The 24,612-nt window shown below is 58.5% G+C and carries 17 protein-coding genes and 1 pseudogene; 13 read left to right on the top strand and 5 right to left on the bottom strand.

What is annotated here, in order from left to right; all coding sequences use genetic code 11:
• The first annotated feature begins 11 nt into the window (after nt 1–11).
• Nucleotides 12–6,269, top strand: coding sequence for a non-ribosomal peptide synthetase (locus QF043_RS09255; RefSeq protein WP_307418258.1), 6,258 nt, complete (start codon nt 12–14; stop codon nt 6,267–6,269).
• A gap of 203 nt (nt 6,270–6,472) precedes the next feature.
• Here the strand turns inward: QF043_RS09255 and QF043_RS09260 are convergent, their stop codons facing one another.
• A complete protein-coding gene (locus QF043_RS09260) occupies nt 6,473–6,775 on the bottom strand; it encodes a DUF6124 family protein (protein WP_307418259.1) in 303 nt (100 codons plus the stop codon).
• A gap of 703 nt (nt 6,776–7,478) precedes the next feature.
• Nucleotides 7,479–7,781, bottom strand: coding sequence for a DUF6124 family protein (locus QF043_RS09265; RefSeq protein ID WP_307418260.1), 303 nt, complete (start codon nt 7,779–7,781; stop codon nt 7,479–7,481).
• A gap of 493 nt (nt 7,782–8,274) precedes the next feature.
• On the opposite strand from QF043_RS09265, the gene QF043_RS09270 reads away from it, so the two are divergent.
• The 6 genes from QF043_RS09270 to QF043_RS09295 all read left to right on the top strand — a co-directional run bounded on the left by QF043_RS09270 (nt 8,275) and on the right by QF043_RS09295 (nt 14,220).
• Nucleotides 8,275–9,117 (top strand): hypothetical protein, encoded by an 843-nt coding sequence (locus QF043_RS09270; RefSeq protein WP_307418261.1) that lies wholly within the window; start codon nt 8,275–8,277, stop codon nt 9,115–9,117.
• Between the two features lie 791 nt (nt 9,118–9,908).
• Nucleotides 9,909–10,766, top strand: coding sequence for an McbB family protein (locus tag QF043_RS09275; protein ID WP_307418262.1), 858 nt, complete (start codon nt 9,909–9,911; stop codon nt 10,764–10,766).
• Complete coding sequence (locus tag QF043_RS09280) at nt 10,763–11,569, top strand: SagB/ThcOx family dehydrogenase (protein ID WP_307418263.1); 807 nt, start codon at nt 10,763–10,765, stop codon at nt 11,567–11,569. Before QF043_RS09275 ends, QF043_RS09280 begins: the two co-directional genes overlap by 4 nt.
• On the top strand, nt 11,556–12,617 hold the full coding sequence (locus tag QF043_RS09285) for a YcaO-like family protein (protein WP_307418264.1): 1,062 nt from the start codon (nt 11,556–11,558) through the stop codon (nt 12,615–12,617). The genes QF043_RS09280 and QF043_RS09285 overlap by 14 nt, the downstream gene beginning before the upstream one ends.
• A gap of 146 nt (nt 12,618–12,763) precedes the next feature.
• Entirely contained in the window at nt 12,764–13,507 is a 744-nt protein-coding gene (locus QF043_RS09290) for an ABC transporter permease (protein WP_307418265.1), read from the top strand.
• Nucleotides 13,507–14,220 (top strand): AAA family ATPase, encoded by a 714-nt coding sequence (locus tag QF043_RS09295; protein ID WP_307418266.1) that lies wholly within the window; start codon nt 13,507–13,509, stop codon nt 14,218–14,220. Before QF043_RS09290 ends, QF043_RS09295 begins: the two co-directional genes overlap by 1 nt.
• 21 nt (nt 14,221–14,241) lie before the next feature.
• Here QF043_RS09295 and QF043_RS09300 read toward each other — a convergent pair whose 3' ends face one another.
• From QF043_RS09300 to QF043_RS09310, 3 genes and pseudogenes are all read right to left on the bottom strand, one after another.
• A complete protein-coding gene (locus QF043_RS09300; protein ID WP_307418267.1) occupies nt 14,242–15,759 on the bottom strand; it encodes a glycosyltransferase family 39 protein in 1,518 nt (505 codons plus the stop codon).
• Nucleotides 15,760–15,785: 26 nt separating this feature from the next.
• Nucleotides 15,786–17,446: pseudogene (gene arnT, locus QF043_RS09305) on the bottom strand (lipid IV(A) 4-amino-4-deoxy-L-arabinosyltransferase).
• A gap of 187 nt (nt 17,447–17,633) precedes the next feature.
• Nucleotides 17,634–18,308: a histidine phosphatase family protein gene (locus tag QF043_RS09310; protein ID WP_307418268.1), complete on the bottom strand. Its 675-nt coding sequence runs from the start codon at nt 18,306–18,308 to the stop codon at nt 17,634–17,636.
• A 274-nt stretch (nt 18,309–18,582) separates the two neighbouring features.
• Between QF043_RS09310 and QF043_RS09315 the strand changes: the two genes are divergently transcribed.
• From QF043_RS09315 to QF043_RS09340, 6 genes are all read left to right on the top strand, one after another.
• A complete protein-coding gene (locus QF043_RS09315) occupies nt 18,583–19,239 on the top strand; it encodes an ABC transporter ATP-binding protein (RefSeq protein WP_065931168.1) in 657 nt (218 codons plus the stop codon).
• Nucleotide 19,240: 1 nt separating this feature from the next.
• Entirely contained in the window at nt 19,241–21,703 is a 2,463-nt protein-coding gene (locus QF043_RS09320) for an FtsX-like permease family protein (RefSeq protein ID WP_307421345.1), read from the top strand.
• Complete coding sequence (locus tag QF043_RS09325; protein ID WP_307418271.1) at nt 21,693–22,757, top strand: lipocalin-like domain-containing protein; 1,065 nt, start codon at nt 21,693–21,695, stop codon at nt 22,755–22,757. The genes QF043_RS09320 and QF043_RS09325 overlap by 11 nt, the downstream gene beginning before the upstream one ends.
• Nucleotides 22,758–22,896: 139 nt before the next feature.
• Nucleotides 22,897–23,886: a hypothetical protein gene (locus QF043_RS09330; protein WP_307418272.1), complete on the top strand. Its 990-nt coding sequence runs from the start codon at nt 22,897–22,899 to the stop codon at nt 23,884–23,886.
• 2 nt (nt 23,887–23,888) lie between these two features.
• A complete protein-coding gene (locus QF043_RS09335; RefSeq protein WP_307418273.1) occupies nt 23,889–24,245 on the top strand; it encodes a hypothetical protein in 357 nt (118 codons plus the stop codon).
• Nucleotides 24,246–24,345: 100 nt separating this feature from the next.
• Nucleotides 24,346–24,540: a hypothetical protein gene (locus QF043_RS09340; protein ID WP_307418274.1), complete on the top strand. Its 195-nt coding sequence runs from the start codon at nt 24,346–24,348 to the stop codon at nt 24,538–24,540.
• Nucleotides 24,541–24,612: the final 72 nt, after the last annotated feature.

Here is a 24,612-nt window from a genome sequence, read left to right on the forward strand (position 1 = left end):
AGAAGGATCTTATGAAGCATTCCCCAAGCTTCCCCCTGACTGCCGCCCAGCAGGACATCTGGCTCGACCAACTGCGAACGGGCGACTCACCGTTGTACAACATCGGCGGCTATGTCGATTTTGCCGGCCCCTTGGTGCCGGAACTGGTCCAGCGCGCCGTCGAGTTGCTGGTGGCCAAGCACGATGCCTTGCGCACCCAACTGCACAGTGATGCCGACGGCTTGCCGCGACAGACCTTCGACGCTGCGCTGACGGTGCAGGTACCACGGCACGACTTCTGTGCGCTGCAAGACCCACAGGCGGCAAGCCACGCGCTGATGCAGGCGCAAATGGCCCGGCCCTATGCAATGAGTGGCGAACCGCTGTTCCGGTTTTTCCTGGTCAAGCTCGATGACGATCACTACCGCCTCGGCACCCAGGCCCATCACCTGATTCTCGACGGCTGGGGTTTTGGCCAGATGCTGCAATCCCTGGCCCGCCTGTACACCGACCTTGAGCAGGGGCGGCAACCGGAGTCGTACGCACCGTCGTATATCGACTTTATCGACACCGACCAGCGTTACCAGGAGTCGGCCCGTTACGCCCGGGATCGCGCTTACTGGCTGGACAAATACCAGGTGTTGCCCGAGCCGTTACTGACGCCGCGCCACAACGCCCCAGCGCCGAGCAACACCTGGGTGGAAGCGTTTCCTGTGACGTTGCTCAATCGCATGGAACAAGTCGCCAACCGTTACCAGGCCTCGGCTTTCCATGTGCTGCTGGCGGCGCTTTACGTGTATTTCACCCGCACCAGCCAGCGTGATGAATGGGTGGTGGGGCTGCCGATCCTCAACCGTTCCAACGCACATTTTCGTTCCACCGTGGGCTTGTTCACTCAGGTCAGTGCGGTGCGCTTTCAGTTCGCCGCGCACTTGCCGTTCAGCGCGCTGGTGCGCGGTGTGCGTGACCAGCTCAAGCAGGATTTTCGCCACCAGCGTTTTCCCCTGAGCGAGATGAACCGTGAGCTGGGCCTGCGCCGTACCGATCGCGGCCAGTTGTTTGATTTGTCGGTGTCCTTTGAGCAGGACGATCACGACCTGCGCTTCGGCCAGGTCCAGGCCCGCGCGATCAAGGTCTCCAACCACCACGAGCCACTGCCGATTGCCTTTCACCTGCGCAGCAACCGTTACCAGGACACCGCTTGCCTGCACTGCGTGTACAACGAGGCCTGGTTCCGTCACGACGAGGTGCAGGCGCTGGCGCAGCGCTTTACCTGGCTGCTGGAGCAGGGGTTGGCCAATACCGCGTTGACGCTGGCTGAATTCACGTTGGTGACGCCGGCCGAGCAGGCCCGGTTGCAGCAATGGAATGCCACCGCACACGCGCCTGCCAGCCCACAAACCCTGCATCGGCGCATCGAGGCGCAAGCGGTGCGCACGCCCGACGCCATCGCGGTGGCGCATCTGGGCCGGCAATTGACCTACGCCCAGCTCGATCAACAGGCCAATGCCCTGGCCCACCAACTGCTCGAACATGGCGTGCAGCCGGATGACCGCGTGGCGATTGTGGCGCGGCGCGGGCTGGACACCGTGGCCGGGTTGCTGGCGATCCTCAAGTCCGGCGCCTGTTACGTGCCGGTGGACCCGGCCCATCCGGCCGAGCGCCTGAACTACCTGCTGCACGACAGTGCCCCGGTGGTGGTACTGACCCAGCACGACTTGCTGGCGCGCCTGCCGATGCTCGACGTGCCGATAATCCGCCTGGACCTGCCGACCCATGGCCGCAACGACAGCCCACCGGTGGCGGTCACGCCGTCGAACCTGGCGTATGTGATCTACACCTCAGGCTCCACTGGTTTGCCCAAAGGCGTGATGGTCGAGCACCACACCGTGTCGAACCTGGTGGACTGGCACTGCCGCGCCTTCAACCTGCACGCGGGCAGCCATACGGCCAGCGTGGCCGGCTTCGGTTTTGACGCGATGGCCTGGGAAGTCTGGCCGGCGTTGTGCGTGGGCGCGACCTTGCACCTGGCGCCGACCCAGGATGACGCCCAGGACATTGACGCGTTGCTCAACTGGTGGCGGGCGCAGCCGTTGGACGTGTGCTTTTTGCCGACCCCGGTGGCCGAGTATGCCTTCAGCCAGCGCCTGCAACACCCGACCTTGCACACCCTGCTGATCGGCGGCGACCGCCTGCGCAGCTTCAGCCGCGCGCAAACCTATGACGTGATCAACAACTACGGCCCCACCGAAGCCACGGTGGTCGCGACTTCCGGGCGTGTCGAGGCGGGCCAGGCGCTGCACATCGGCGCGCCGATCGACAATGCCACGGTGTACTTGCTCGATGAACAGCAGCGCCCGGTGCCGATTGGCGTGGCGGGGGAGCTGTATATCGGCGGCAAAGGTGTGGCGCGGGGTTACCTGAACCAGCCTGAACTGAGCGCCGAGCGCTTTGTGAATGACCCGTTCAACGCGGGCCGGATGTACCGCACCGGCGATTTGGCGCGCTGGCTGCCCGAGGGCAACCTTGAGTACCTGGGCCGTAATGACGACCAGGTAAAAATCCGTGGCGTGCGTATCGAGTTGGGGGAAATCGAATCCGCGCTGGCCAGCCATCCGGCGGTCCAGGAGGCCGTGGCGCAGTGTCGCGAAGGCCAACTGCTGGCCTGGTTTGTCGCCCGGCACAGCGTCGAAATCGAAGCGTTGCGCGCTCATCTGCACGCTTCGCTACCCGATTACATGCTGCCGGCGGCCTATGTGCAGTTGCACGCGATGCCACTGACCGCCAACGGCAAGCTCGACCGCAAGGCACTTCCCGCGCCCACGCAGCAAGCCTTTGTCACGCGTCAGTTCGAGGCACCGTACGAAGGCGCGGAAACCCTTCTGGCGCGGATCTGGGCTGAGTTATTGCAGGTGCAGCAAGTGGGGCGCCATGACCATTTCTTCGAACTGGGCGGCCATTCGCTGTTGGCGGTGCAGTTGGTGCAGCGCATGCGCCAGGTTGGCTTGCATGCCGATGTGCAGGTGTTGTTCGGCCAGCCGACGCTCGCCGCGCTGGCGGCGGTCAGTGGCGGCAGCGACGTCCAGGTGCCGGGCAATCGTATTGCGCCAGGTTGCAGCCACATCACGCCGGACATGCTCGCACTCGCCGAACTCGACCAGCCGAGCCTGGATCGTATCGTCGCCGGCATCCCCGGAGGCGCGGCCAATGTGCAGGAAATCTACCCGCTGGCGCCGTTGCAGGAGGGCTTGCTGTACCACCACCTCACGGATGAGCGCGACCCCTACCAGCAGCATGCGCTGTTCAGTTTTGCCCGTCGCGAACAGGTGGAGGCGTTTGCCCAGGCGTTGCAGCAAATGATCAACCGTCACGATATCCTGCGCACCAGCCTGGTGTGGGATGCGCTGGAACAGCCGATGCAAGTGGTGTGGCGCCAGGCGCAGTTGCGCGTTGGGCCGCTGCACGATCAGCACGCACCGCTGGATTTGCGCCAGGCGCCGTTGATGGCGCTGGATTACGCCGAGGAGCCGCACAACCAGCGCTGGGTCGCCAAGTTGCGCTTCCATCACCTGGTCAATGACGCCACCTCGACCACCGTACTGGTGGATGAGATTCGCGCCCACCTGCTGGGCCAGCAGGCGCAATTGCCGGCGCCGGTGCCTTACCGCAACGTGGTCGCGCAGACCCGTTCGGCAGCGCGCCAGGCGGCCCATGAGGCGTTCTTTCGCGAGCGCCTGGCAGACGTTGACGAGCCGACCCTGGCGTACGGTTTGCAGGAGCGCCAAGCCAATCGCGCCGACATCGACGCGGCCGAACGGCCCCTGACCGACGCCCTCAACCTGCGCCTGCGCGCTCAAGCGCGAGCGCGGGGGGTCAGTGCCGCCAGCCTGTTTCACCTGGCCTGGGCCCAGGTACTCAGCCGGGTGGCGGGCCGCGATGATGTGGTGTTCGGCACCGTGTTGCTCGGCCGTTTACAAGCCGGCGAGGGCGCTGACCGAGCCCTGGGCATGTTCATCAACACCTTGCCGCTGCGCGTGTGCCTGGCCGGGCAAAGCGTGGTCGCTGCGCTGGCAGACACCCATGCGCAACTGAGCGCCCTGGTCGCCCATGAACAGGCCTCCCTGGCCCTGGCCCAGCGTTGCAGCGGGGCATCGCCGCTGTTCAACAGCCTGCTCAACTATCGGCACACGGCGGCCGATCGCGATTTGAACCTGGTGCCGGGCATTGCCCTGCTCAGCAGCGAAGACATCCTCAGCTACCCGCTGATGCTCACGGTCGACGATGTCGCCAGCGGCTTTCGCCTCACGGCCAAGGCGCCGCGCAAGGTCGGTGCCGAGCGGTTGCTGGATTATCTCGAGACGGTGTTGCATGGCCTGGCCGAGGCCCTTGAACAGGCGCCGACCACACCGCTGCGCGAGGTACAGGTGCTGCCGGCCAGTGAACTGAAAACGCTGTTGCTGGACTTTAATGCGACCCACACCGACTACCCCGAAAACCTCACCGTCCAAGCCCTGTTCGAAGCCCATGCGCGGCAGATCCCCAATGCCATTGCGGTGCAGGCTGGCGAACGGCAGTTGACCTACCGCGAACTCAACGAGCGTGCCAACCAGTTGGCCTTTTACCTGCGCGAGCGCGGCGTCCAGCCGGATTCCCGTGTGGCGCTGTGCGTCGAGCGCGGGCTGGAGCTGGTGGTGGGGTTGCTGGCGATCCTCAAGGCGGGTGGCGCCTATGTGCCGCTGGACCCGGGCTATCCGCGCGAACGCCTGGCCTACATGCTCAGCGACAGCCAGCCCGTGGCGTTACTGGTGCACGCGGCCACCCGTGACTTGCCCGGCGAGGTGTCGATACCCGTGATCGACTTCGACCGCTGCGCCTGGGGCCAGGCGCCTGGCGGCAACCCGTTGGTGCCCGGTTTGAGCGTCGCCAACCTGGCCTACGTGATGTACACCTCCGGCTCCACCGGCACGCCCAAAGGCGTGATGATCGAGCATCGCGGCTTAAGCAACCTCATGCACTGGGGCTCCCGGCTGTGCCCGCATGCCCAGGGCGGCGCCTTGTTGCAACGTGCGCCGTTCAGCTTCGATGGCTCGGTGTGGGAGCTGTTCTGGCCGCTGACCAATGGCATGCGCCTGGTGCTCGCACGGCCCGATGGGCACCGTGAACCGGCGTACCTGGCCCAGGTGATCCGTGAGCAACAGATCAGCGTGATCCAGTTTGTGCCGGCGATGTTGCAGCTGTTTCTGGAGCTGGAAGAATCGGTGCTGTGCACCAGCCTCACCGACGTGCTGTGCGGCGGCGGAGAACTCACGGAAGCCCTGGCCCGGGGCGTGCAGGCGCGGCTGCCCAACGTGCGCTTGCATAACGTCTACGGCCCCACCGAAGCCACGGTGGACAGCAGCGCCTGGACCCTGGAACCCGGCGCCGCCGTGCCGGCCGTGCAACTGCCGATTGGTCGGGCGATCAACAACACCCGCCTGTATGTGCTGGATCAACATGACACGCCGGTGCCCATGGGCGTCAGCGGCCAACTGCACATCGGCGGCGTCGGCGTTGCGCGGGGTTACCTGGGGCTGGAGCAGATGACCGCCGAGCGCTTTATCGACAGCCCGTTTGTGGCGGGTGATCGGCTGTACCGTACCGGTGATCTGGTGCGTTACTTGCCCGACGGCAACCTTGAGTACCTGGGGCGTAATGACTTTCAGGTCAAGCTGCGGGGCGTGCGCCTGGAGCTGGGCGAAATCGAATCGCGCCTGGCCGCGCACCCGGCGCTGCGGGACGTGGCGGTGCTGATGCGTGATGAGCGTTTGGTGGCGTACTTTACCTTGCGTGGGCAAGCGCCCGGCCTGGAAGCCTTGCGTGCGTATGTGCTGGAACAGTTGCCTGAATACATGGTGCCGGCGGCGTTTGTGCAGCTAGATGAATGGCCGCTTAGCCCGGCAGGCAAGCTCGACCGCAAGGCCCTGCCGGCGCCTGGGTTGGAGGCGGTGGTGAGTCGCGCGTATGAGGCGCCGCTGGGTGAGGTGGAAACCCTGATGGCGGGCATCTGGGCCGACGTGTTGAAGCTTGAGCGGGTAGGGCGTCACGACCACTTCTTCGAGCTGGGCGGGCATTCATTGCTGGCGGTGACCCTGGTGGCGCGGATGCGCAAGGCTGGGTTGGAAGTGGATGCGCGCACCCTGTTCAACCAGCCGACGTTGGCGCAATTGGCCGCCTGCACCTCCGCCCAGGTACAGCGCGTGGAAGTGCCGCAAACCGCCATCCCCCAACTCAACCGCCGCCGCCGAATCTGATCGTGCCCACCCGTGGGACCGATCTCAAAAGGCCAAATGCGGACAAATGTGGGAGGCTGTTGAGACCTTACTCGGTCAAAACTGTGGGAGCGGGCTTGCTCGCGAATGCGGTGCATCAGTTACGGATAAGTTGACTGACCCACCGCATTCGCGAGCAAGTCGAATCGTCGCACCGCCGCTCCCACAGGGTTAATCGTGTTTATTCAGAGTGATGTTTTGGTGGGGGTCAGGCACTCGATAGAGCGGTCCACCGTGGTCTTGGCCACCTCCAGCAAGTGCCACACCGCCAGAATCTTCGCCCGCTGGGGGCTGGCCAGCAGATCACCGCAATTGAGCGCGGTCGCTGAAGCGCTGTCGAGCAAGCTGGCGGTGTAGAGCAGGGCATCTTCGAAGCTCAGGTCTTCGATTTGAACACCCTTGGAGGGCAGGTAATGGTCGATGGCGCGATTGAAGGCGGCGCGGTCTTTGTTGGCGTTGCGGGGTGGGTCGGGGACGACTTTTTTCATGGTGTACCTTCGCGTTAGATAAGGGACGAACACCCTTCGCGACTAAACGAGGGTGGCGGCTGTACGCAGGTTAGTCGACCGGCTCCAACGCGAAAATTCCGGCGCACCCGAAGGTGCCCTGCGCACAGCCACCATAAAACCTCATGGAGGACCATGCACGCGTTGGAAGGTCGGGCGACTAAACCCGATCACTGATGAGCAGTGACGGATCGCAGACTAGCCATCGATTCCAACAGGCACAAGGCGGCAGGGATTGTCTAGGAAACGTCCTGCAATTAAAAGGGACACGCCTTGCTGGCCCTTTACAAACCATGACCAAACGCCATCAACCGCAAGTCTTATCGTTCCCATACGCGTGGGAACGATCACTATGTGGGAGCCGGGCTTTTCGGGTCGCCGCATCGCCGCGATAGCGGTATTTCAGGCAACGCCTCTGTTGCTGATACACCGCTATCGCAGCATGGGTATCTACACAACCTTTGAAGGCAGCCACTTTCTCCTGTGGCGAGCAGGCTTGTCCTGCGTTGGGCTGCGAAGCAGCCCCTAACCCAGACGCTGAGTTCTTTCAGGAAAACTGCAGTGCCTTTACTGGGGCCGCTTCGCAGCCCAACGCAGGGCAAGCCTGCTCGCCACAACAGCCCTAACCGGTTGTGATACCTATGGCTATCGCAGGCAAGCCAGCTCGCATACTTTTAGATCACAGTCAGGCAGTCGGTTTTGAAGGATTCAGGCATTCGATAGAGCGGTCCACCGTGGTCTTGGCCACCTCCAGCAAGTGCCACACCGCCAGAATCTTCGCCCGCTGGGGACTGGCCAGCAGATCACCGCAATTGAGCGCGGTCGCTGAAGCGCTGTCGAGCAAGCTGGCGGTGTAGAGCAGGGCATCTTCGAAGCTCAAATCTTCGATTTGAACACCTTTGGAAGGCAGGTAATGGTCGATGGCGCGATTGAAGGCGGCGCGGTCTTTGTTGGCGTTGCGGGGTGGGTCGGGGACGACTTTTTTCATGGTGTAACTCCGTGATGATTAGGAGTCGACACCCGTCGCGACTAAACGAATGGGTGGCGGCTGTGCGCAGGTTAGTCGACCGGTCATCACGAAACCCGGCGCACCCGAAGGCGCCCCACGCACAGCCACCATGAAAATCGGTGGAAGACCGTGCGCGTGATGTTAGCGGGCGACTAAACCCGATCACTGATGAGCAGTGACGGGTCGCAGACTAGCCATCGATTCCAACAGGCACAAGGCGGCAGGGATTGTCTAGGAAACGTCCTGCAATTAAAAGGGACACGCCTTGCTGGCCCTTTACAAACCATGACCAAACGCCATCAACCGCAGGTTCCGATGGAACCTTTTGTGCCGTCACCACCAACACACTGTGCAGTTTCGCCTGAAACGTCGGTGTCAGCGTTTCGACGCCGTTGGATTTTGATGGACAACGTAGCTCATGACCCCAACGCTTGGACACTTTCAGCCTTTCATACAGACGCGCGCACCAACGTTGCCAGCCCCTCGCACTGAGGCAGACACCTGCAGCCTGCCGACGCGCGCGCAAACACGGCCGGTGGATGATCAACGCTGCGCAACGCAGATCTACAAGGACAACCCCATGCTGGGCACGGGCATCATGTCACGCGCCTTTGGCTGGAACCCGCAAAGGCGTGAGCGCCAAACCCGATTGATCACCCACTTAAAGCGACAGGTGGGCGACTTTACCGCCGCCAACCCGGACCCGGTGTCACGTGCCAACGCCATGTATCGCCTGGCGCGGGTGATCCACCACATTGACAACGACCCCTGCCTGCGCCGGGTCAAAGGCAGTTACCCAGGTGATGGGCGCCTGGACGTGCAGGGTGTAAAGGGTTTTGCGTCCGAGGTGGACCGCCTGACTCAATTCGCCGAGCAAGGCTACCGCGTGCTCTGGGAGGGCGGTCGCGGGGGCATCTGGCCAAAGCCTGCCCCCCACGGTCGCGCAACAGGTGACCTACGCTCGGTGCAGGCAATCACGGTGAATCCCCTGTTCAAGGCACTTGATAACGTGCTCGACGCGAACGAACGGCTCGCCTTCAAAGTGCTCGTAGGCGGTGACTGGAACGACCCCCGGTTACCCGCCGATGTTCGCGCAGCCAGTGCCGCGAATGCTGAACACGTCCTTGAATTCATTGACCAGCAAGGCGGCGCCCATTCCACAGCCAGTAACGGCGAAATAGACGGAAAGGTGGAAGACGTTCCTGATCTTCCTGCGCCTTACCTGACGCGTGAGCATTTCACTTACCCCGGTTCCGAAGCACGGCGGTTGTCGGATTTTGCTTATGTCGGTTATGCCGTGTTTGAAAAGCGCTAGCCGTATTGCCTACGGGCACGTACTGCTGGCGTTCAATATCCTGTTGCATCACTGCGCAAATCAACACCACCGAGTGTGCAGTGATTGTTGCGGACTCATTCGGTCATGTCCGATGTGTTGCGTTGCAATTGGCACAGCTCGGATGTTTGAAGTTAATCAGGTTAGAGCGAAAAGTAATACCGTTTATCGGATGGATTGCCTGTTTTGTGAAAAAAACATCTTCTGTTGTGCATGGGTTTTTTAATGTGGGGTGGAGGGTGTTTGTAGAGTGGTAGTTTCTAACGTATTAATTCTATACGGATAATAAGTAGGCATTGAAAGTCGGTTTCTTGTTGTCGGTTGTACGCAATCGCTAGTTTTCTGATTTTGTTGAGGGATATTTCCTATTGCCTGGCGCGACTTTTCCTACGTTTGCGCCACGAGAGATTTGCATATTTTTTTAGTAGGACTAAATTAGTTTTGTTGCTTTTGATAGGCGACTTAAACACAGCTTATATATTAATGCTCTGGAGAAAGAAAATGAACAGTGTTGATGAGTTTGGCGAGTTTGTTTTTGATTTTGATAACGAGTTTGGTTTTACATCACATAGCGGCAACGCTGGAGGGTCAGGCAGCCAAGGGGGGTGCGGTGGTAGCGGTGGATGTGGGGGCGGCGGGGGATGCAGTGGTGGAAGTGGTGGGCACAATTCCTTAACGGAGCAATCGCCTGCTATTGAGTAGGCCAAGTCATCTATGCCCAACTAAAAGAGGTTTTCCAGCCATCGATGGGAAACCTCTATGGGGACCGAGCGATGAATATAACGATACCTAATTATGAAATATTGAATTTTGAAACGGAAAGCTTGGTTATCTCTGAAGCAGGCATTTCCAAGGTGCATTCGCAGTCGCTGCTGCAAGCACTTAGACAGATACAGTTATCGAGTGTAATGACAAGGGAAGAGTTGGACGAGGTTTTTTGTGAGAATGGTTTGAATGCCTGTGATGCATTTAAGTTCTTGGAGAAGATCATACCTCTGATAGCAAACGAGGAAATGTACTTCGAAAAGACAATTATAGTACATGATTGGAAAGGTCGGACAAATTTTGAAGACCTTTTCAGGCAGGAGTTGTCCGCAGCGCTGGAAATAAGGAATTTTTCAAGTGATACAGTTTCATCGCTCAGTGGGGGCAAATATTTTATAGTGTTGATATGCTATGCCTACGACTATTCCAGTGTTAAAAAGCTTCATTTTGATATGTCGAAAGCATCACCGCAAAGTGCGATTACCGTATGTTGGCCCATGGGTGGTTTTTTTTGCATTGGCCAACCCTATATTGCAGAGATCGGAAACCCTTGCCATTTTTGCAATGTCGATAGACTGGTTCATAGTGCGTCGATTGTGTCGGTGAAAAATGAATGGGCGCGTGTCTTGAACTTTTGCAAGGGTAAGCACGCTAGTGTTCCTTCTAAAGAGCTGAGTTTCTATCAAGAGCTGATAGTCGTCGGGGCTATTATCAGAAAAATTAAATTTTTCACTGAGCCTGGAACCACACGTAAATATCAGGATGACGTGCTGTATGTTTCATATCTCCAGCTGAGTGATGGTCAGCTTTATGAAGAGCCCGCTTCGCACTGGTACATGTGTGACTGTTTGGGTGAAGGGGCATGAAAAACATCCCGCATGATTATTATCTCAGGTTTTTAGACGGTTCTGTGCATGATGAAGTTCTTGATTTTCATAACAAGGGTAATTTTACTTTCCATAAGTCGTTGGAGAATCGCACAGTTCTCCATTTTCTTGATGAGAAACATCTCGCACAATTAACGGGCAATGAACTGGTTCTTTATCCGGATATGAATTTAACAACTGGGATTGATTTTCTGGACGAGGCGCCAAAAAGTAAGTTGTGTAGAAATGAATCGTGTGAGTTTTTCCTATCTTCGGGGTTGAAGTTTTCAGAAGTTGGGAGTTTGATTTTTCCGCTGTTGTCAAGAAATGGCGAGTCATACAAGAGAGGGTATCCAAGTGGTGGAGCACTTTATCCTGTTGAGGTTTTTATTTGCTCACTTACTGACGATAATTCTCAGTGGCCTGGGGCTGGAAAAATTTTGCATCTGCTTCCGAAAACAAAGCGATTTGAATTGTTGCAAGTTGAGCATGATGTAGAAAAAATAAAGTCCGCTGTTTTGGCGTCGCCCAATAATATCGGCAGCCCGAGTTTAGCCATTATTTACGTAGTCTATATGCCGAAAAACTTGTTTAAATATAGGTATCGCGGGTATCGGATGGCGCTCATGGAGGTAGGGTCAATTTATATGCTGGTGGAGCTCCAGGCGAAATCGCTAGGGTTGGCGTGTCGTTTATGGTCTGCCTATACGGATTCAATGGTCTGTAAGGTGCTGGGGCTTAATCCAGCGTTGTTTTTTCCTATGTGTGTTCACTTTATAGGTAGAAAACATGAAGTTAATTAACCCAATGCACAAACCTGATCTACCGGGGACGATGCTATTTCAGCCTTCAGGATTAATCGATTTCCCAAGCTCTGTAGAAGTTTTCGATGCGCTGTCAGCTACAGGTTCGGGTGTAGGGATCGGTTCGAATTCGATCAAAACCGCGGTGGGAGAATATTTTGAACGTCGTCATTTTTATAGAGAGATACTTTCGACAAAACGGGGAGTTCTTAATGAGTCGCTCACCAATGCGGAGGTCGATAGCTTTACAGGTGCATTTGTACAAACGGCTTCTAATGGTATTTCTATTGCAGCGCTTGAAAGCTATCAATTTTTTGTGAGTGAGGTGGTAAGGGTATCGGATTTTTCCAGTTGTTTTATTCCAACTGTTTGTCTCTCCCTTTCCTCGCGGGGCCTTGAAACTGACACGTTTATTTGCCCCCAGAGAGATACCTGTGGGTGCAGCTTTCATTGGCGTTCAGAGGTCGCTTTTTTAGGCGCGATAAAAGAGTATCTTGAACGGCAATTTCTTCTGAGGTTTTGGCTAACAAAAAAATGTCGTTCTTTGGTTTCTCCTCTACGTGTGGATAACTCATTAGTTGGTCGGCGTGTTATACACCTTTATCACGCTTTGCTTGCAGCAGGAAAGCTTTCAGTCTTCGATATTTCAGATTTCAGATTTCCGGGTGTTTGTATACTGGTCGTCTACGGCCAGAACAGGCTCCATCACAACGTAAACTATTGTGCAGGTATGTCTTATGCGTCTACAGAGGCTGAGGCACTTGAGAAGGCGTTACTTGAGTTGTGGCAGACTTATCGATTTATGGATCTGTTTGGTGCCATTGACTCTGATATAGGTAAGGTTGAAGATCCGTATTTGCGTTACTTTTTAAGTTGTAATTCGTTTGAAACTTATCGCGAAATTACCGATGTGTTGGTCGCTGAGGAATCTTTAGTGTCTCGCTCTGCCGGGTTTACATTGCAGGGTTTGTTGTCGGTACTGAAAGGTTTGGGTGTGGCGGGTTACTTCTATTCAAAATACTCGACAGTCAATGGTGTCGGCTGTTGATTCTGTCGCTATCTTTCGCCTGATCTGTTTTTGCATATGGATAATTCTGGAAGTATAAATTTGATAAACAAGTACTCCAGGAGTTTTCTGGCTTCTGTGCTGCCCTCTCGTTTGGAGAGAATGGTGCCTTTCCCATGAGGTGGTTAATGAGTACTAGTCTATTATTCAAGTCGGGTGCGTTAGCGGCTCTTTTTATTAAAGAGCAATTGAAGGAGCCACTTGCATTGTTTTGGATTGTCCTGTCCCCCGTTGTCACCTTCTACTTGATTATGTATGCCCGCATGACCAATGCGGAAATATCGCCTGATTACATTTCGGTGACCTCATGGTTCTATGCCTTCGTATCATCGAGTGTCGCTATGTTTGGGTTGGCATTTTATATAGTGGGGAGAAGAGAGAGCGGTTTTCTTCGGTCGTTTGTTTATACTAGCCGTACGAAGAGGGTCTTTCTTGTTGGTCAGTTTTTGGCCTATTCAATTATGTCTATGGTTTATTGTTTGGTGTTTTATGTTCTGACGCGGGTGTATTTTGGTGAGGTGAGGTTTGTTGAATTTATTGTTGTCGCTGGAAGATTCTACATTTGCTTTTTGCTGTTTTCGATACCATCACTCTTATTGACGCTGGTTCCGCTGGGGTTTCAAAATGCGAATACTGTGTTTTCAGTGTTGTCTTTCCTTATGTTGGCGCTTGGGATTGTCAGTATAAGCTCGTCCCATCCGGTGATCGAAGTGGTAAAATTTTTCAATCCGATGTGGTGGGCTAACCATATCATGCAGGTGGGTATCTTTGAATCTTCATATGTAGTGATGACCATTGTAGTGCTGTTTGTTTTGTCGCTGGCTGTGGTCTATAAGTTTTTGCTCGTCAATCCGGTTTGGAGTCGTTACTGATGAAACGCTTGATTGTGAATTCGCTAGACGTCCGTTATGAGCGCCATACGGTGTTTAGTAAGGCGTCATTGGTGGTTGAAGCGGGCTCCATCTCAGGCTTGCTGGGGCCTAACGGATCTGGAAAAACTACTTTTTTTGATGTGATTTGTCGTTTGAAGAAAATGGAGGCTGGCGAGGTAGTAAATTCTTTTTCAACGTTTCTTTACTTATCTCAGGTCATCACTACGCCTCCGGTGCTTCGAATGTTTGATGTGTTTAAAATGATGATGATTTTTTGTGCAGATCTACCGGTCACTCAAAAGCATGCGTTAGAGAAAATCGAAATGTGGAGCCCTGGGGTTGCCGAGCGCTATTGCGAAATCTGGAACAAAAAATCCTCGCTTTGCAGTTATGGAGAGAAGCGTTGGTTTTTTACGCTGTCTCTGCTCTCTGTAGGGGCCGATCTGGTCATTCTGGATGAGCCCACGGCGGGCGTGGATCCGGAGTTTCGTTATCATATCTGGAGGTGCTTGGAAGGCGCTGCGCAGCAGGGTGTTGCCGTTCTTGTCTCGTCACATAACGTGGACGAAGTCGTCAATCATTGCGATGACTTTTACATGCTGAGTCAGCAACGCTTTAACCGCTTTACTGACGCAGGAGGGTTCATGAGTACGTATGACGCCAAAAGCTTGGATGAGGCCTTTATTCACGCTGCAAGCTTGCCAAAAAATTAAGTCAGACTTTGCCGCGCGACGTTATTTAGCTACGGGAACAAACGCCACACTGCCCCCCGAGCGCTTCTGGAACAACCGCTCGCCATTATCCGGCTGCGTGGTAATCACCGTGTGATCCGCGCCCAGGTAGGCCAGCGGCGTCGGGTCTTCCTTGGAATACTGCGCGACGATAATGGTGTGCTGCGGGTCGAAGCCCTGGCCGCTGGTTTTTTCCAGCCAGGCCATCAAGGCGGCGCTGTCGCCCTGGCGCGGGAAGTCCTGGGTCTCGCTGACGTAGTAGAACGGTTTGCCGCCATTTTGCAGGTACATGGGCACCTTGTTGTCGACTTCTACCATCACCATCTGCCATTGATTCCACGGTGCGCTTTTGGTCGCCTCGGCCTGTACGTCGTCGGCGAAGCGGGTTACGCCGCCGTTGCCGCTGACCCAGGGATAGATGCCCCCGAGCACCAGCAACAGCAGGCCTGCGGTGAAGCCAAAGCCTTTTTGCCAACGTCGCCAACTGGCGGTTTTTTGCTCCAGGCGTTCACTCAACCACCAGGCGGCCAACAGTTGGGCAAAGGGCACCAGCGGCAGTACGTAGTAGCTGCGCCGGCTGCCGCTGGCGGTGAAGAACACGAACAGCAGGCCCAGGCCCCACACCAGCCAGCGCACGTTCGGCGGCGTTTGGCGCCAGTTGCGCAGTGCCAGCCACAGGCCCAGCAACCAGCACGGTGCCCAGGGCAAGGTGTAGGAGGGCAGGTAGATCAGGTAGGTATAGATCGGCCCCATGTGGTCGAACGGGTTGAAGAAGCGCACCACGTTTTCCTTGAACACCAGTTCAAGGCCACTCTCGCCGTAAGTCGGCGCGCCGTAGAGGTGGGACAGTACGAAGGGAATCGCATAAAACGCCGCTGCAATCAGCATGGCCAGCAGCAGGCGCACATTGAGGTGGCGCTTGTAGCGCTGCTCGCTGAGCAGGTGCGGCAGCAGCACCAGGCCCGGCAGCACAAAACCGATCAAGCCTTTGAACAGCGAGGTGGCCGCCAGCAGCAGGAAAAACACCGTGTAGCGCCCCAGCCGCGTGTCGTCCGGCCCGCGCCAATACCACCACACCGCCGCCAGTACGCCGCACACGGTGAGGATGTCGGCCGTGGCCACGCGCGCCCAGAACAGAAAGTAGAAGGTGGTGGCGAGCATCCAGCCGGCAATCAGCCCAGTGCCTTTGCGAAACAGGCGTTCGCCGATCAGGTACACCAGCCAGATGCTCAACCACGCCGCAATCACCGACGACAAGCGCAGTGACCAGGGGCCAAGCCCGCCCATCAGGTTGGCAAAGCCGGTGATCAGCCAGTAGGAGGGCAGGGGTTTGTCGTAGTAGGGCGCGCCCTTGAGGTAGGGGTCGAAGTAATCACCGCTCTGCAGCATCTGCAACGCGATGTTGGCCCAGCGGGTTTCCGGCCCCCACAAGTCACGACTGCCCAGGCCCAGCAGCAGGAGCAGCGCCGAGACGCCCAGCAGCAGCACCAGGGCGCCGCGTTCGGTTTTGAAGACACTCATGGGCGGCTCTCAGGGCAGACGTAACGTTAGGGAAGCTGCGGATAAATAATCAAGAGCAGGGCGCCTTTGCGATAGCGTTTGCCACCCGGTGGCAGTTGCCCTTCTTCGCGGTGTTCGCTGGTGCTGCGCACGCGCATCAGCACGCCGACCGAACCTTGCTGACGCGCCTGCGCAAGCCAGCTCTGCACGCTGTCCAGGTCGACCTTGCGGTGCACCGAGTCGGCGTACTGGAGGCCATAACGCAGCTCGCCTTCGGTGTCGTAAAACGCCACTTCCGGGCGGCCCAGGCGCCAGGACAAGGCCGACGCCGAGCCCAACTCGTTGCTGATCAAAGCATGGGTTTGTTGCAATTCATCCAGATGCTCAAGCACGAACTGGTCGGGCATTTCGGTATCGGTGATCATCGCCGGCATGCCCGCCGGCAGTAACGCCACCAGCAAACCGATGCCCAGCACCGGCATTGCCCACAGGGTCAGCGGGCGCAGCGCTTGCAGCAGGTTGGCGAGGATCCAGGCCAGCAATACGATAAACGCCAGGGACAGGCTGAACATCTCCGCGTGGCTGTTGCCGTACATCGGGTTGCTGATTTGCAGGTAGATCAACGCCACCATCGCGGCCAGGCCGATCACGGCGTTAACCAGCCCGTTGATCAGGATCGCGCGGGCCTTGCCTTGCTCGATCAGGTCGATCAGCGCATGGCCCATTAACAAGGCCAGCGGCAGCAGGCACGGCATGATGTAGGTGGGTAATTTGCCGCGGCTCATGCTGAAGAAGGCCAGGGGCAACAGCAGCCACAGGGCCAGGAACACGATGGCCGGCTGGGCTTTGTCTTTCCAGGTCTTGATCAGTGTGGTCGGCAGCAACGCCGCCCAGGGCAGGCAGGCAACCACCATGATCGGCAGGAAGAACCACCAGGCCCGCGCATGCTGGGCATTGGCGGAAGAGAAGCGACGGATATGCTCGTGCCAGAAGAAGAAGCGCCAGTAATCGGGCTCCTGCACGTGAATGGCCAAGGCCCACGGCACACACACCATGGCGGCGACCACAATCGCCAACGGGCCGTAGCGCAGCAGTTCACCCAGGCGGCGCTGCCAGAGGATGTAGGGCACGGCAATCAGCACGGGCAACAGCCAGGCCAGAAAGCCCTTGGTCATAAAGCCCATGCCGCAGGCCACGCCCAGCACTGCCCAGGCACCCAGACGAGCACGCGACGTGCGGCTGTCGAGGGCAAACCACAGCGCCACCAGGCTGAGGTTGACCCAGAAGGTGAACTGCGGATCGAGGTTGGAATACCCTGCTTGCCCCGCCACCAGCCCGAAGCTCATGTAGAGCAGGGCGCAGGCGAAACTTTTGCGTGGGTCGTTCCACAAGCGGCGGGCGATGAGGTAGGCGCCAGCACCACGCTCAGGCCGGTGGTCAAGGCCGAAGCCACACGCACGCCGAACAGGTTTTCGCCGAACACCGCTTGGCCTAGGGCGATCAGCCAATAGCCGGCGGCGGGTTTTTCGAAATAGCGCACACCCATGAAATGCGGTGCGACCCAATTGCCGCTCTGCAGCATTTCCTGGCTGATCTGGGCATAGCGGGTTTCATCCGGGATCCATAAACCGTGCAGGCCCATGGGCAGTAGATAAAACACCGCGAAGGCCAGTAGCAATAAAGGCAAAGGTTTAAGCAGACGTGTCATGAAAACGTCACTCCTTGACGTTTAATGGCGAAGTAAGCAGATATGTAAAAGTTTGTAGGAAGAATCACAAAGTTCACTAAGTCGATGAAAAAAATCATGACGTCCAATAGTTGCGGGCGCAGTTGAACATGCCAGAAGAGGGCTGTCGTTTTGCTGAACATGAAGAAAGTTATAGGTAAAAAAGTGTCTATAGCTTTTTAAGTACGGCGGACCAGGCGGGGCCTTTCATGATGCCAAGCGTCTCGAATTTGCCATTGCCCAGTACGCGCACGAACAGGGCACTGCCGTACTCGGCAAACGTTGCGCGGGGGTAGCCCAGGGCGCTTTCGAAGTCGGCAATACAGCCACTGTGGGTGACAAAAACGAGGTTGCGACCCGGTCGTTTGCGGCTGAGCAGTTCTTCATCGATGTCCTCGCCGCAGATGGTCTTTTCCCCTGGGGTCAGCTCGGCTTTGCCGAACATGAAGTGCGAGGTCTGTACCGTGCGCAAGGCCGGGCTGGAAACGATGTCGGTGTTTTCCAGGCCCAGTAGTTTGAAGGCCTTGCCCGCTTCTTCGGCGCGTTGGGTGCCGACGGTCGTCAGGCCTTCAGGTGCGCCGAAGCAGGCGTTGGCCGAGCGGTCGCAGCGCTCTTCGTGACGCACCAGCACGATCAGGTCGCCATCGCGCCAGGCCGGCAACACTTGCGAGGTCAGCAGGCGATTACCGACGCTCAGGTCGCGCGGCGAGAACGGCCATAACAGGAAACCGGCGAGCAGCAAGCCGATAACGGCAAGGCCCGCCCACCACTTTCGCAGGCGCTTGAGATAGCGCCGGCGTGAGCGCGGTTTGGTCAGGGTAAGGTCAACCACATCATTCACCATGGGCACTGTCTTCAGTGTTTTATTCAAATAGGCGCAACGCACTGACGGATGCCCGTAGTTGAAGCGGAGCGTGTCATAGCGCTGCTGTCTTTTGGCTGAACATCCAGCAGTTAGAAGTTGCCGTTGGCGGCAACTAACAAGTTGCCGACTATCGATATTGGGGGGCAATTTAGAGGGGCGAGGGTGGGCAAGCAGTGAAATCAATGTGAAAAATTTGCATGGGGTCGTCAACCAGCCGTTATGCTCGTTTGCAGTCCTTTAAACGAGCGTGTTTATGTTGCAGGTGCAAGGTGTTGTTAAAAGCTACGCCACCCCGCAAGGTCCGCTGCCGGTGCTGGCGGGTGTCGACCTGTACCTGGGGGAACGTAGCAGCCTGGCGCTGATGGGCGAGTCGGGCAGTGGCAAAAGCACGTTGTTGCATCTGGTCGCCGGGCTCGACCGCGTGGACAGTGGCACTGTCCAGGTGGGCGAGCAGCGCCTGGACCAACTGAGCGAGGCGCAACTGGCCCATTGGCGGCGTACCCAAATCGGCCTGGTGTTCCAGCAGTTCAACCTGATCGGCAGCTTGCGTGTCGACGACAACCTGGCGTTCCAGGCCCGTCTGGCCGGGCGCTTCGACCCGCAATGGCAGGCGCAACTGGTGGAGCGCCTGGGCCTGGGCGACTTGCTCAAGCGTTATCCCGAACAACTCTCCGGCGGCCAACAGCAACGGGTTGCGGTGGGCCGTGCGTTGGCCTCGCGCCCCGGCTTGTTGCTGGCGGATGAACCCACCGGCAACCTCGACGAGGCCACCAGCGATGACGTGCTGCAATTGCTGCTGGACCTGCTGCGAGACAGCCCCACCAGCCTGTTGATGGTGACCCACAGCCCGCGCATCGCCGCGCGCCTGGACCGCCAGGTGGTGTTGCGACATGGCCGTGTGGTCGCGTGAGATGAGGGTATTTTATTGGGCACTGCGCGCACTGTTGAGCCATTGGCGGCGGCACCCGGTGCAGTTTTTCAGCGTGCTCACCGGCTTGTGGCTGGCCACCGCACTGTTGACCGGCGTGCAAGCCCTTAACAGCCAGGCGCGCGACAGCTATGCACGTGCCAGCCAATTGATCGGCGGTGAGCCCCAAGCCAGCCTGAGTGCGCCGGACGGTGCGAGTTTCCCGCAAGCGCTGTTTGCCGAACTGCGCCGTGCCGGCTGGCCGGTGTCGCCGGTGGTGCAGGGGCGGCTGCTGCTCAAGGGGCATGAAGATTCTCGCCTGCAATTGATGGGCATCGAGCCGTTGTCGTTACCCGGTGGCGGTGCGGTGGCGGGGCAGCGCTTGAGCCAGGCGCAGATGCTCGGGTTTTTCAACCCGCCCGGGCAAACCTGGATCGCTGCGCAAACCTTGCAGGCGTTGGGGTTGCAGGCCGGTGAGCAGCCATTGACGGTAAGCGGGCAACGCTTGCCACCTTTACAGGTTCAGCCCGACATGGCTCCCGGCCTGTTGCTGACCGATATCGGCTTCGCCCAACCGTTGTTGGACATGCCGGGGCGCCTGTCGCGCCTGCTGGTGGACAAGGCCTTCGCCGCCACCCATCCGACGCCGCCTGGCGCGCTGCAACTTAAGCAAGGCGAGGACAACAACCTCTCGCGCCTCACCGAAAGTTTTCACCTGAACCTCGATGCCTTGGGCTTTTTGTCGTTTGTGGTCGGCCTGTTTATTGTCCACGCCGCCATCGGCCTGGCCCTGGAGCAACGCCGTGGTTTGCTGCGCACCTTGCGTGCCTGCGGGGTCAGCGCGCGCCTGTTGATCGTCAGCCTGGCGGTTGAGCTGGGCGTGTTGTCGTTGCTGGGCGGCGTGCTGGGGGTGATCAGTGGTTACCTGCTGGCCAGTCTGTTGCTGCCGGATGTGGCCGCCAGCCTGCGCGGCCTGTATGGCGCCGAGGTGGCGGGCCAGTTGAACCTCAGCCCGTGGTGGTGGCTGGCCGGCTTGGGCTTGAGCCTGCTCGGCGCCCTGCTTGCCGGTGCCAGCAGCCTGTGGCGTGCGGCACGTTTGCCCTTGCTGGCCCTCGCCAATGCCCAGGCCTGGCACGAGGCGCATGGACGCTGGCTGCGCCGTCAGGGTTGGGTGGCGACCACCGCGCTGGCGATTGCAGTGCTGGCGTTGTGGTGGGGCAACAGCCTCGCCGCCGGGTTTGTGCTGATGGCCGCCTTGCTGCTGGGCGCGGCGCTTGGCTTGCCGGTGGTGCTCAATGGCCTGTTGACGGCGGTGCTTGGACGCAGCCGTTCGGTATTGGGCCAGTGGTTCCTTGCCGACTGCCGCCAACAGTTGCCGGCCTTGAGCCTGGCGTTGATGGCGCTGCTGTTGGCCCTGGCGGCGAACATCGGCGCGGGCTCCATGACTTCGGGGTTTCGCCAGACGTTCAATAACTGGCTGGAACAACGCCTTACCGCCGAGCTGTACCTCAACCCGCAAAGTCCGGCCCAGGCCGAGCAGCTTTCCAGCTGGTTGGCGCAGCAACCGCGGGTGCAGGCGGTGCTGCCGACCTGGCAGGTGGCGGTGCAATTGCAGGGCTGGCCGGCGGATGTGTTCGGGGTGGTCGATGACCCGACCTATCGCCAGCACTGGCCGTTGCTGCAAGCGGTCAGTGCGCCTTGGGACCAACTGTTGCAGGGCGATAGCGTGATGCTCAGCGAGCAATTGGCACGCCGCCTGAATGTGGGGCTGGGCGATGCCATCCAGCTTCCCACGCCGCAAGGCGTCTGGTCGCCAAAAGTGGTGGGGGTTTACGCCGACTACGGCAACCCCAAGGGCCATCTGCTGGTCAATTCGCAACACCTGCTGGCGCACTGGCCGGGCCTGGCACCGGCACGCTTCAACCTGCGGGTACTGCCCGGCGATGTACCGGCGCTGGTGCAGGAAGTGCGGCGCGCCTTTGCCCTGGAGGACAGCCGCATCGTCGATCAGCAGCAGCTCAAAGGCTGGTCGAGCCAGGTGTTCGAACGCACCTTCGCCGCTACCGCCGCACTCAACAGCCTGACGTTGGGTGTCGCCGGTGTGGCGCTGTTTATCAGCCTGCTGACCCAGAGCCAAAGTCGCCTTGGCCAACTCGCACCGCTGTGGGCGCTGGGCGTGACGCGCCGGCAACTGATGCTGCTCAACCTCGGCCAAACCTGGCTGCTGGCGGTGTTGACGCTGGTACTCGCCTTGCCCTTGGGCCTGCTGCTGGCGTGGTGCCTGGACGCGGTGATCAATGTGCAGGCGTTCGGCTGGCGCCTGCCCTTGCAAGTGTTTCCGTGGCAGCTGGCGCAATTGTTGGGGCTGGCCATGCTTGCCACGCTGCTCGCCTCGGCCTGGCCACTGTGGCAGTTGTACCGCAGTCGTCCGGCGGATTTGCTGAGGACCTTTGCCCATGAAGATTAAACCCTGGTGCTGGGCCGCCGTATGGCTGTTGACGGCCTGCGACAAAGCCCCCGCGCCGCCGGAAAGCTTCGCCGGCCTTGGCAGCGAAGCGGCGGATTTTGCCCAGGTGGTGCCTGGCAAGGTCTTCAGCTTTCCCCAGGACCACGGCCCGCACCCAGGTTTTCGCATCGAATGGTGGTACGTCACCGCCAACCTCAAGGATGCCCAAGGCCGTGTGTTCGGCGTGCAATGGACGCTGTTTCGCAACGCGCTGAAGGCCGGGCCGGTGCAGGCGGGCTGGCGCGACTCGACGATCTGGCTGGGCCATGCCGCCGTCACGTCTGCCACCCGCCATTACGCTGCTGAGCGCTACGCCCGTGGCGGCGTTGGCCAGGCCGGCGCCCAGGCAGCGCCGTTCACGGCCTGGCTCGACGACTGGAGTTTCGCCACCCGGCCCGGTGCCGCCAGCGCCTTGGCCGATATGCAACTCAAGGCCACCGGCCCGCAGTTTGCCTACGATTTGCACCTGACCTCCAGCCGCCCATTGGTGTTGCAGGGTGATAACGGCTACAGCCGCAAATCCGACCAAGGCCAGGCGTCCTACTACTACAGCCAGCCGTTTTTTACCGCAGCAGGCAATGTCACCCTCGACGGCACCACCTATCAGGTCAGCGGCCCGGCCTGGCTCGACCGCGAATGGAGCAGCCAACCGCTGGCCGCCAGCCAGACCGGCTGGGACTGGTTCTCCCTGCACCTGGACCGTGGTGAGCAGTTGATGCTGTTTCGCGTGCGGCAAAAGGACGGCGCGGGTTATCTGACCGGCACCTGGATCGACCAGCAAGGGCACACCCAGACCCTGCATAACGCCGATATTCAGCTCACACCGCTGGCCACCACCGACATTGACGGGCGCACTGTGCCTACGCGCTGGTCCTTGAAAATACCCGGCAAACAACTGGACATTACACCCCAGGCCGTCAATCCAAAGGCATGGATGAACCTCAGTATTCCGTACTGGGAAGGGCCGGTGCAGTTTGACGGTGGTGTGGGGTATCTGGAGATGACCGGGTATTGATCGCGGTTTTTTGTAGGCGATTTTTCTCTGCCGAGTAGGCAACTTCCCAAATGTGATTTCCCGCGCCTGGCCTTGTGTGCGGGCCGCCTGCGCTTGCCTATATTCCGACGCCATCTTTATTGCATCCGGGATGGAAGGCATGGCGCAGGGATTCATCAATGACCGCACAACGGACTACAACAGCTTGAAATCCAGGGCGATGGGCGGGGCGCCAAATCGTCAGCGCTCTGATCACTTTGACGTGTTGAACCGGCACTTGCGAACTGGCCTGGTAACACCGGGGCAACTGGTGATTATCCCTGACGACTTCAGCTTCAGCTGCCGCAGTGAAGAAGCCTGGTTGATGCGTTATGGCGAGCAGATCCGCTGGCGGCTGGAGCCATCGGCCGGCTCGGCGGTGATCAATAACTACGACTTGCTGCAGAGCTTGCTGGCGAATGGCTCGATGGGTATCGGCAGCGCCACGTCGGCGTGGGCGCGGCATCTGGATGAAGTGGCGCAGACCCTGGAGGCGATTGAGCGCGTGCATCAGCGGTTGAAGGGCGGTGGGTTGGACCGAGATGAGTTTGCTCGTCAGCGCCAGGGGCTGTTTCGGCAGTTGGACGCGCAACTGCAAGGCGCGGCGCGGTTTGGCACGGGGCTGCGGGGCAATCAATCGTTGAAGAAGGTGCTGGGGATATCGACCAAAAGCTTTCTGCATAAGGGTGAGATTGCAGGGTATGCGCAGCGGGTCGGGGACGTGGCGCAGGTGTCGAAGTGGTTGGGGAAGGGGACTTATGTGGGGTTGGCCATGGATGTGGGGGGGACAGGATTGGAGGTCAAGGAGGCGTGTATGACGGGCAGGGAGGCGCAGTGCAGAAGGGCGAAGTATGTGGAGAGTGGGCGGTTGGTAGGCGGGGTAGTGGGCGCGGCTGGAGGCGGGATTTTAGGCGCTGAATTAACGCGTCGCGCATGCACCTTTTTTTTGGGTATTGCGACTAGAGGGAGCGGCGCCCTGAGTTGCGGAGTAATTGGCGGTGCGGCGGGAGGATATTCAGGCGGCCGTAAAGTCGGTGATGGCGGGGCTTGGTTGGGTGGCACGATCATAGAGAACGAGGGTGATTTGATATTCCAGCCAGAGGGCACTTAACCATGGATTATTTTCTCGTCTATACCGCTGTGATGGTTGTTGGAACGTTCATCGTTTTGGGGCTGATGCTATTTGCTGGCTGTACAAAGCTCGAAGCACTCGAAAGCTACTTCAGTGAAAACGCAGAGGTGCGCAAATATCAGCAACGCTGGCGACCTAACCAGCGGTTCGTCAGGTTCAATCGCATGGGTCTGATGATTGACATTCTTCGCAGGCCTAAACGCTCCGTGAAAGAAGGTCTTGTGACCGAGGCTGAATTAGCCGCCATTCCATTAACACTCAAGCGTTGGGCCGTTTGGCCCTATCGCCTTGTGATGTTTTGGTCGATCAGTTGGGGCTATTGGGGCACTTGGCTGTAGACGCAAAGGATTTGAGATCAAAGAGGCGTGTGGAAACGGGAGGGTTGGCGGCAATAAACGTTTTTGGAGACGAAAGGAGTGGATAGACAGGCAGTACCGCATGTTGCTGATTTTTGAGTTCCTGTCCGATTCAAAGCGCCACGTGAAAGCCGGTGTTGTGACCGAGGACGAACTGGCGTCTGTGCCTTTGGCGCTCAAACGTTGGGTGGTATGGCCTTATTACCTGGGGTTTATCTGGCTGATCACAACCGTGGTCTGGTCCGTTTGGCGCAGGTGGGGTGACCTACCTATTTGAAGGAGGTTAATTTTTTCTAAAAAAATACTGTTCATGCATACAGTATTGTTTTACATTCCATCCCAGGTGACC

Source organism: Pseudomonas sp. W3I7, assembly GCF_030816095.1.
Lineage (GTDB): Bacteria > Pseudomonadota > Gammaproteobacteria > Pseudomonadales > Pseudomonadaceae > Aquipseudomonas > Aquipseudomonas salomonii.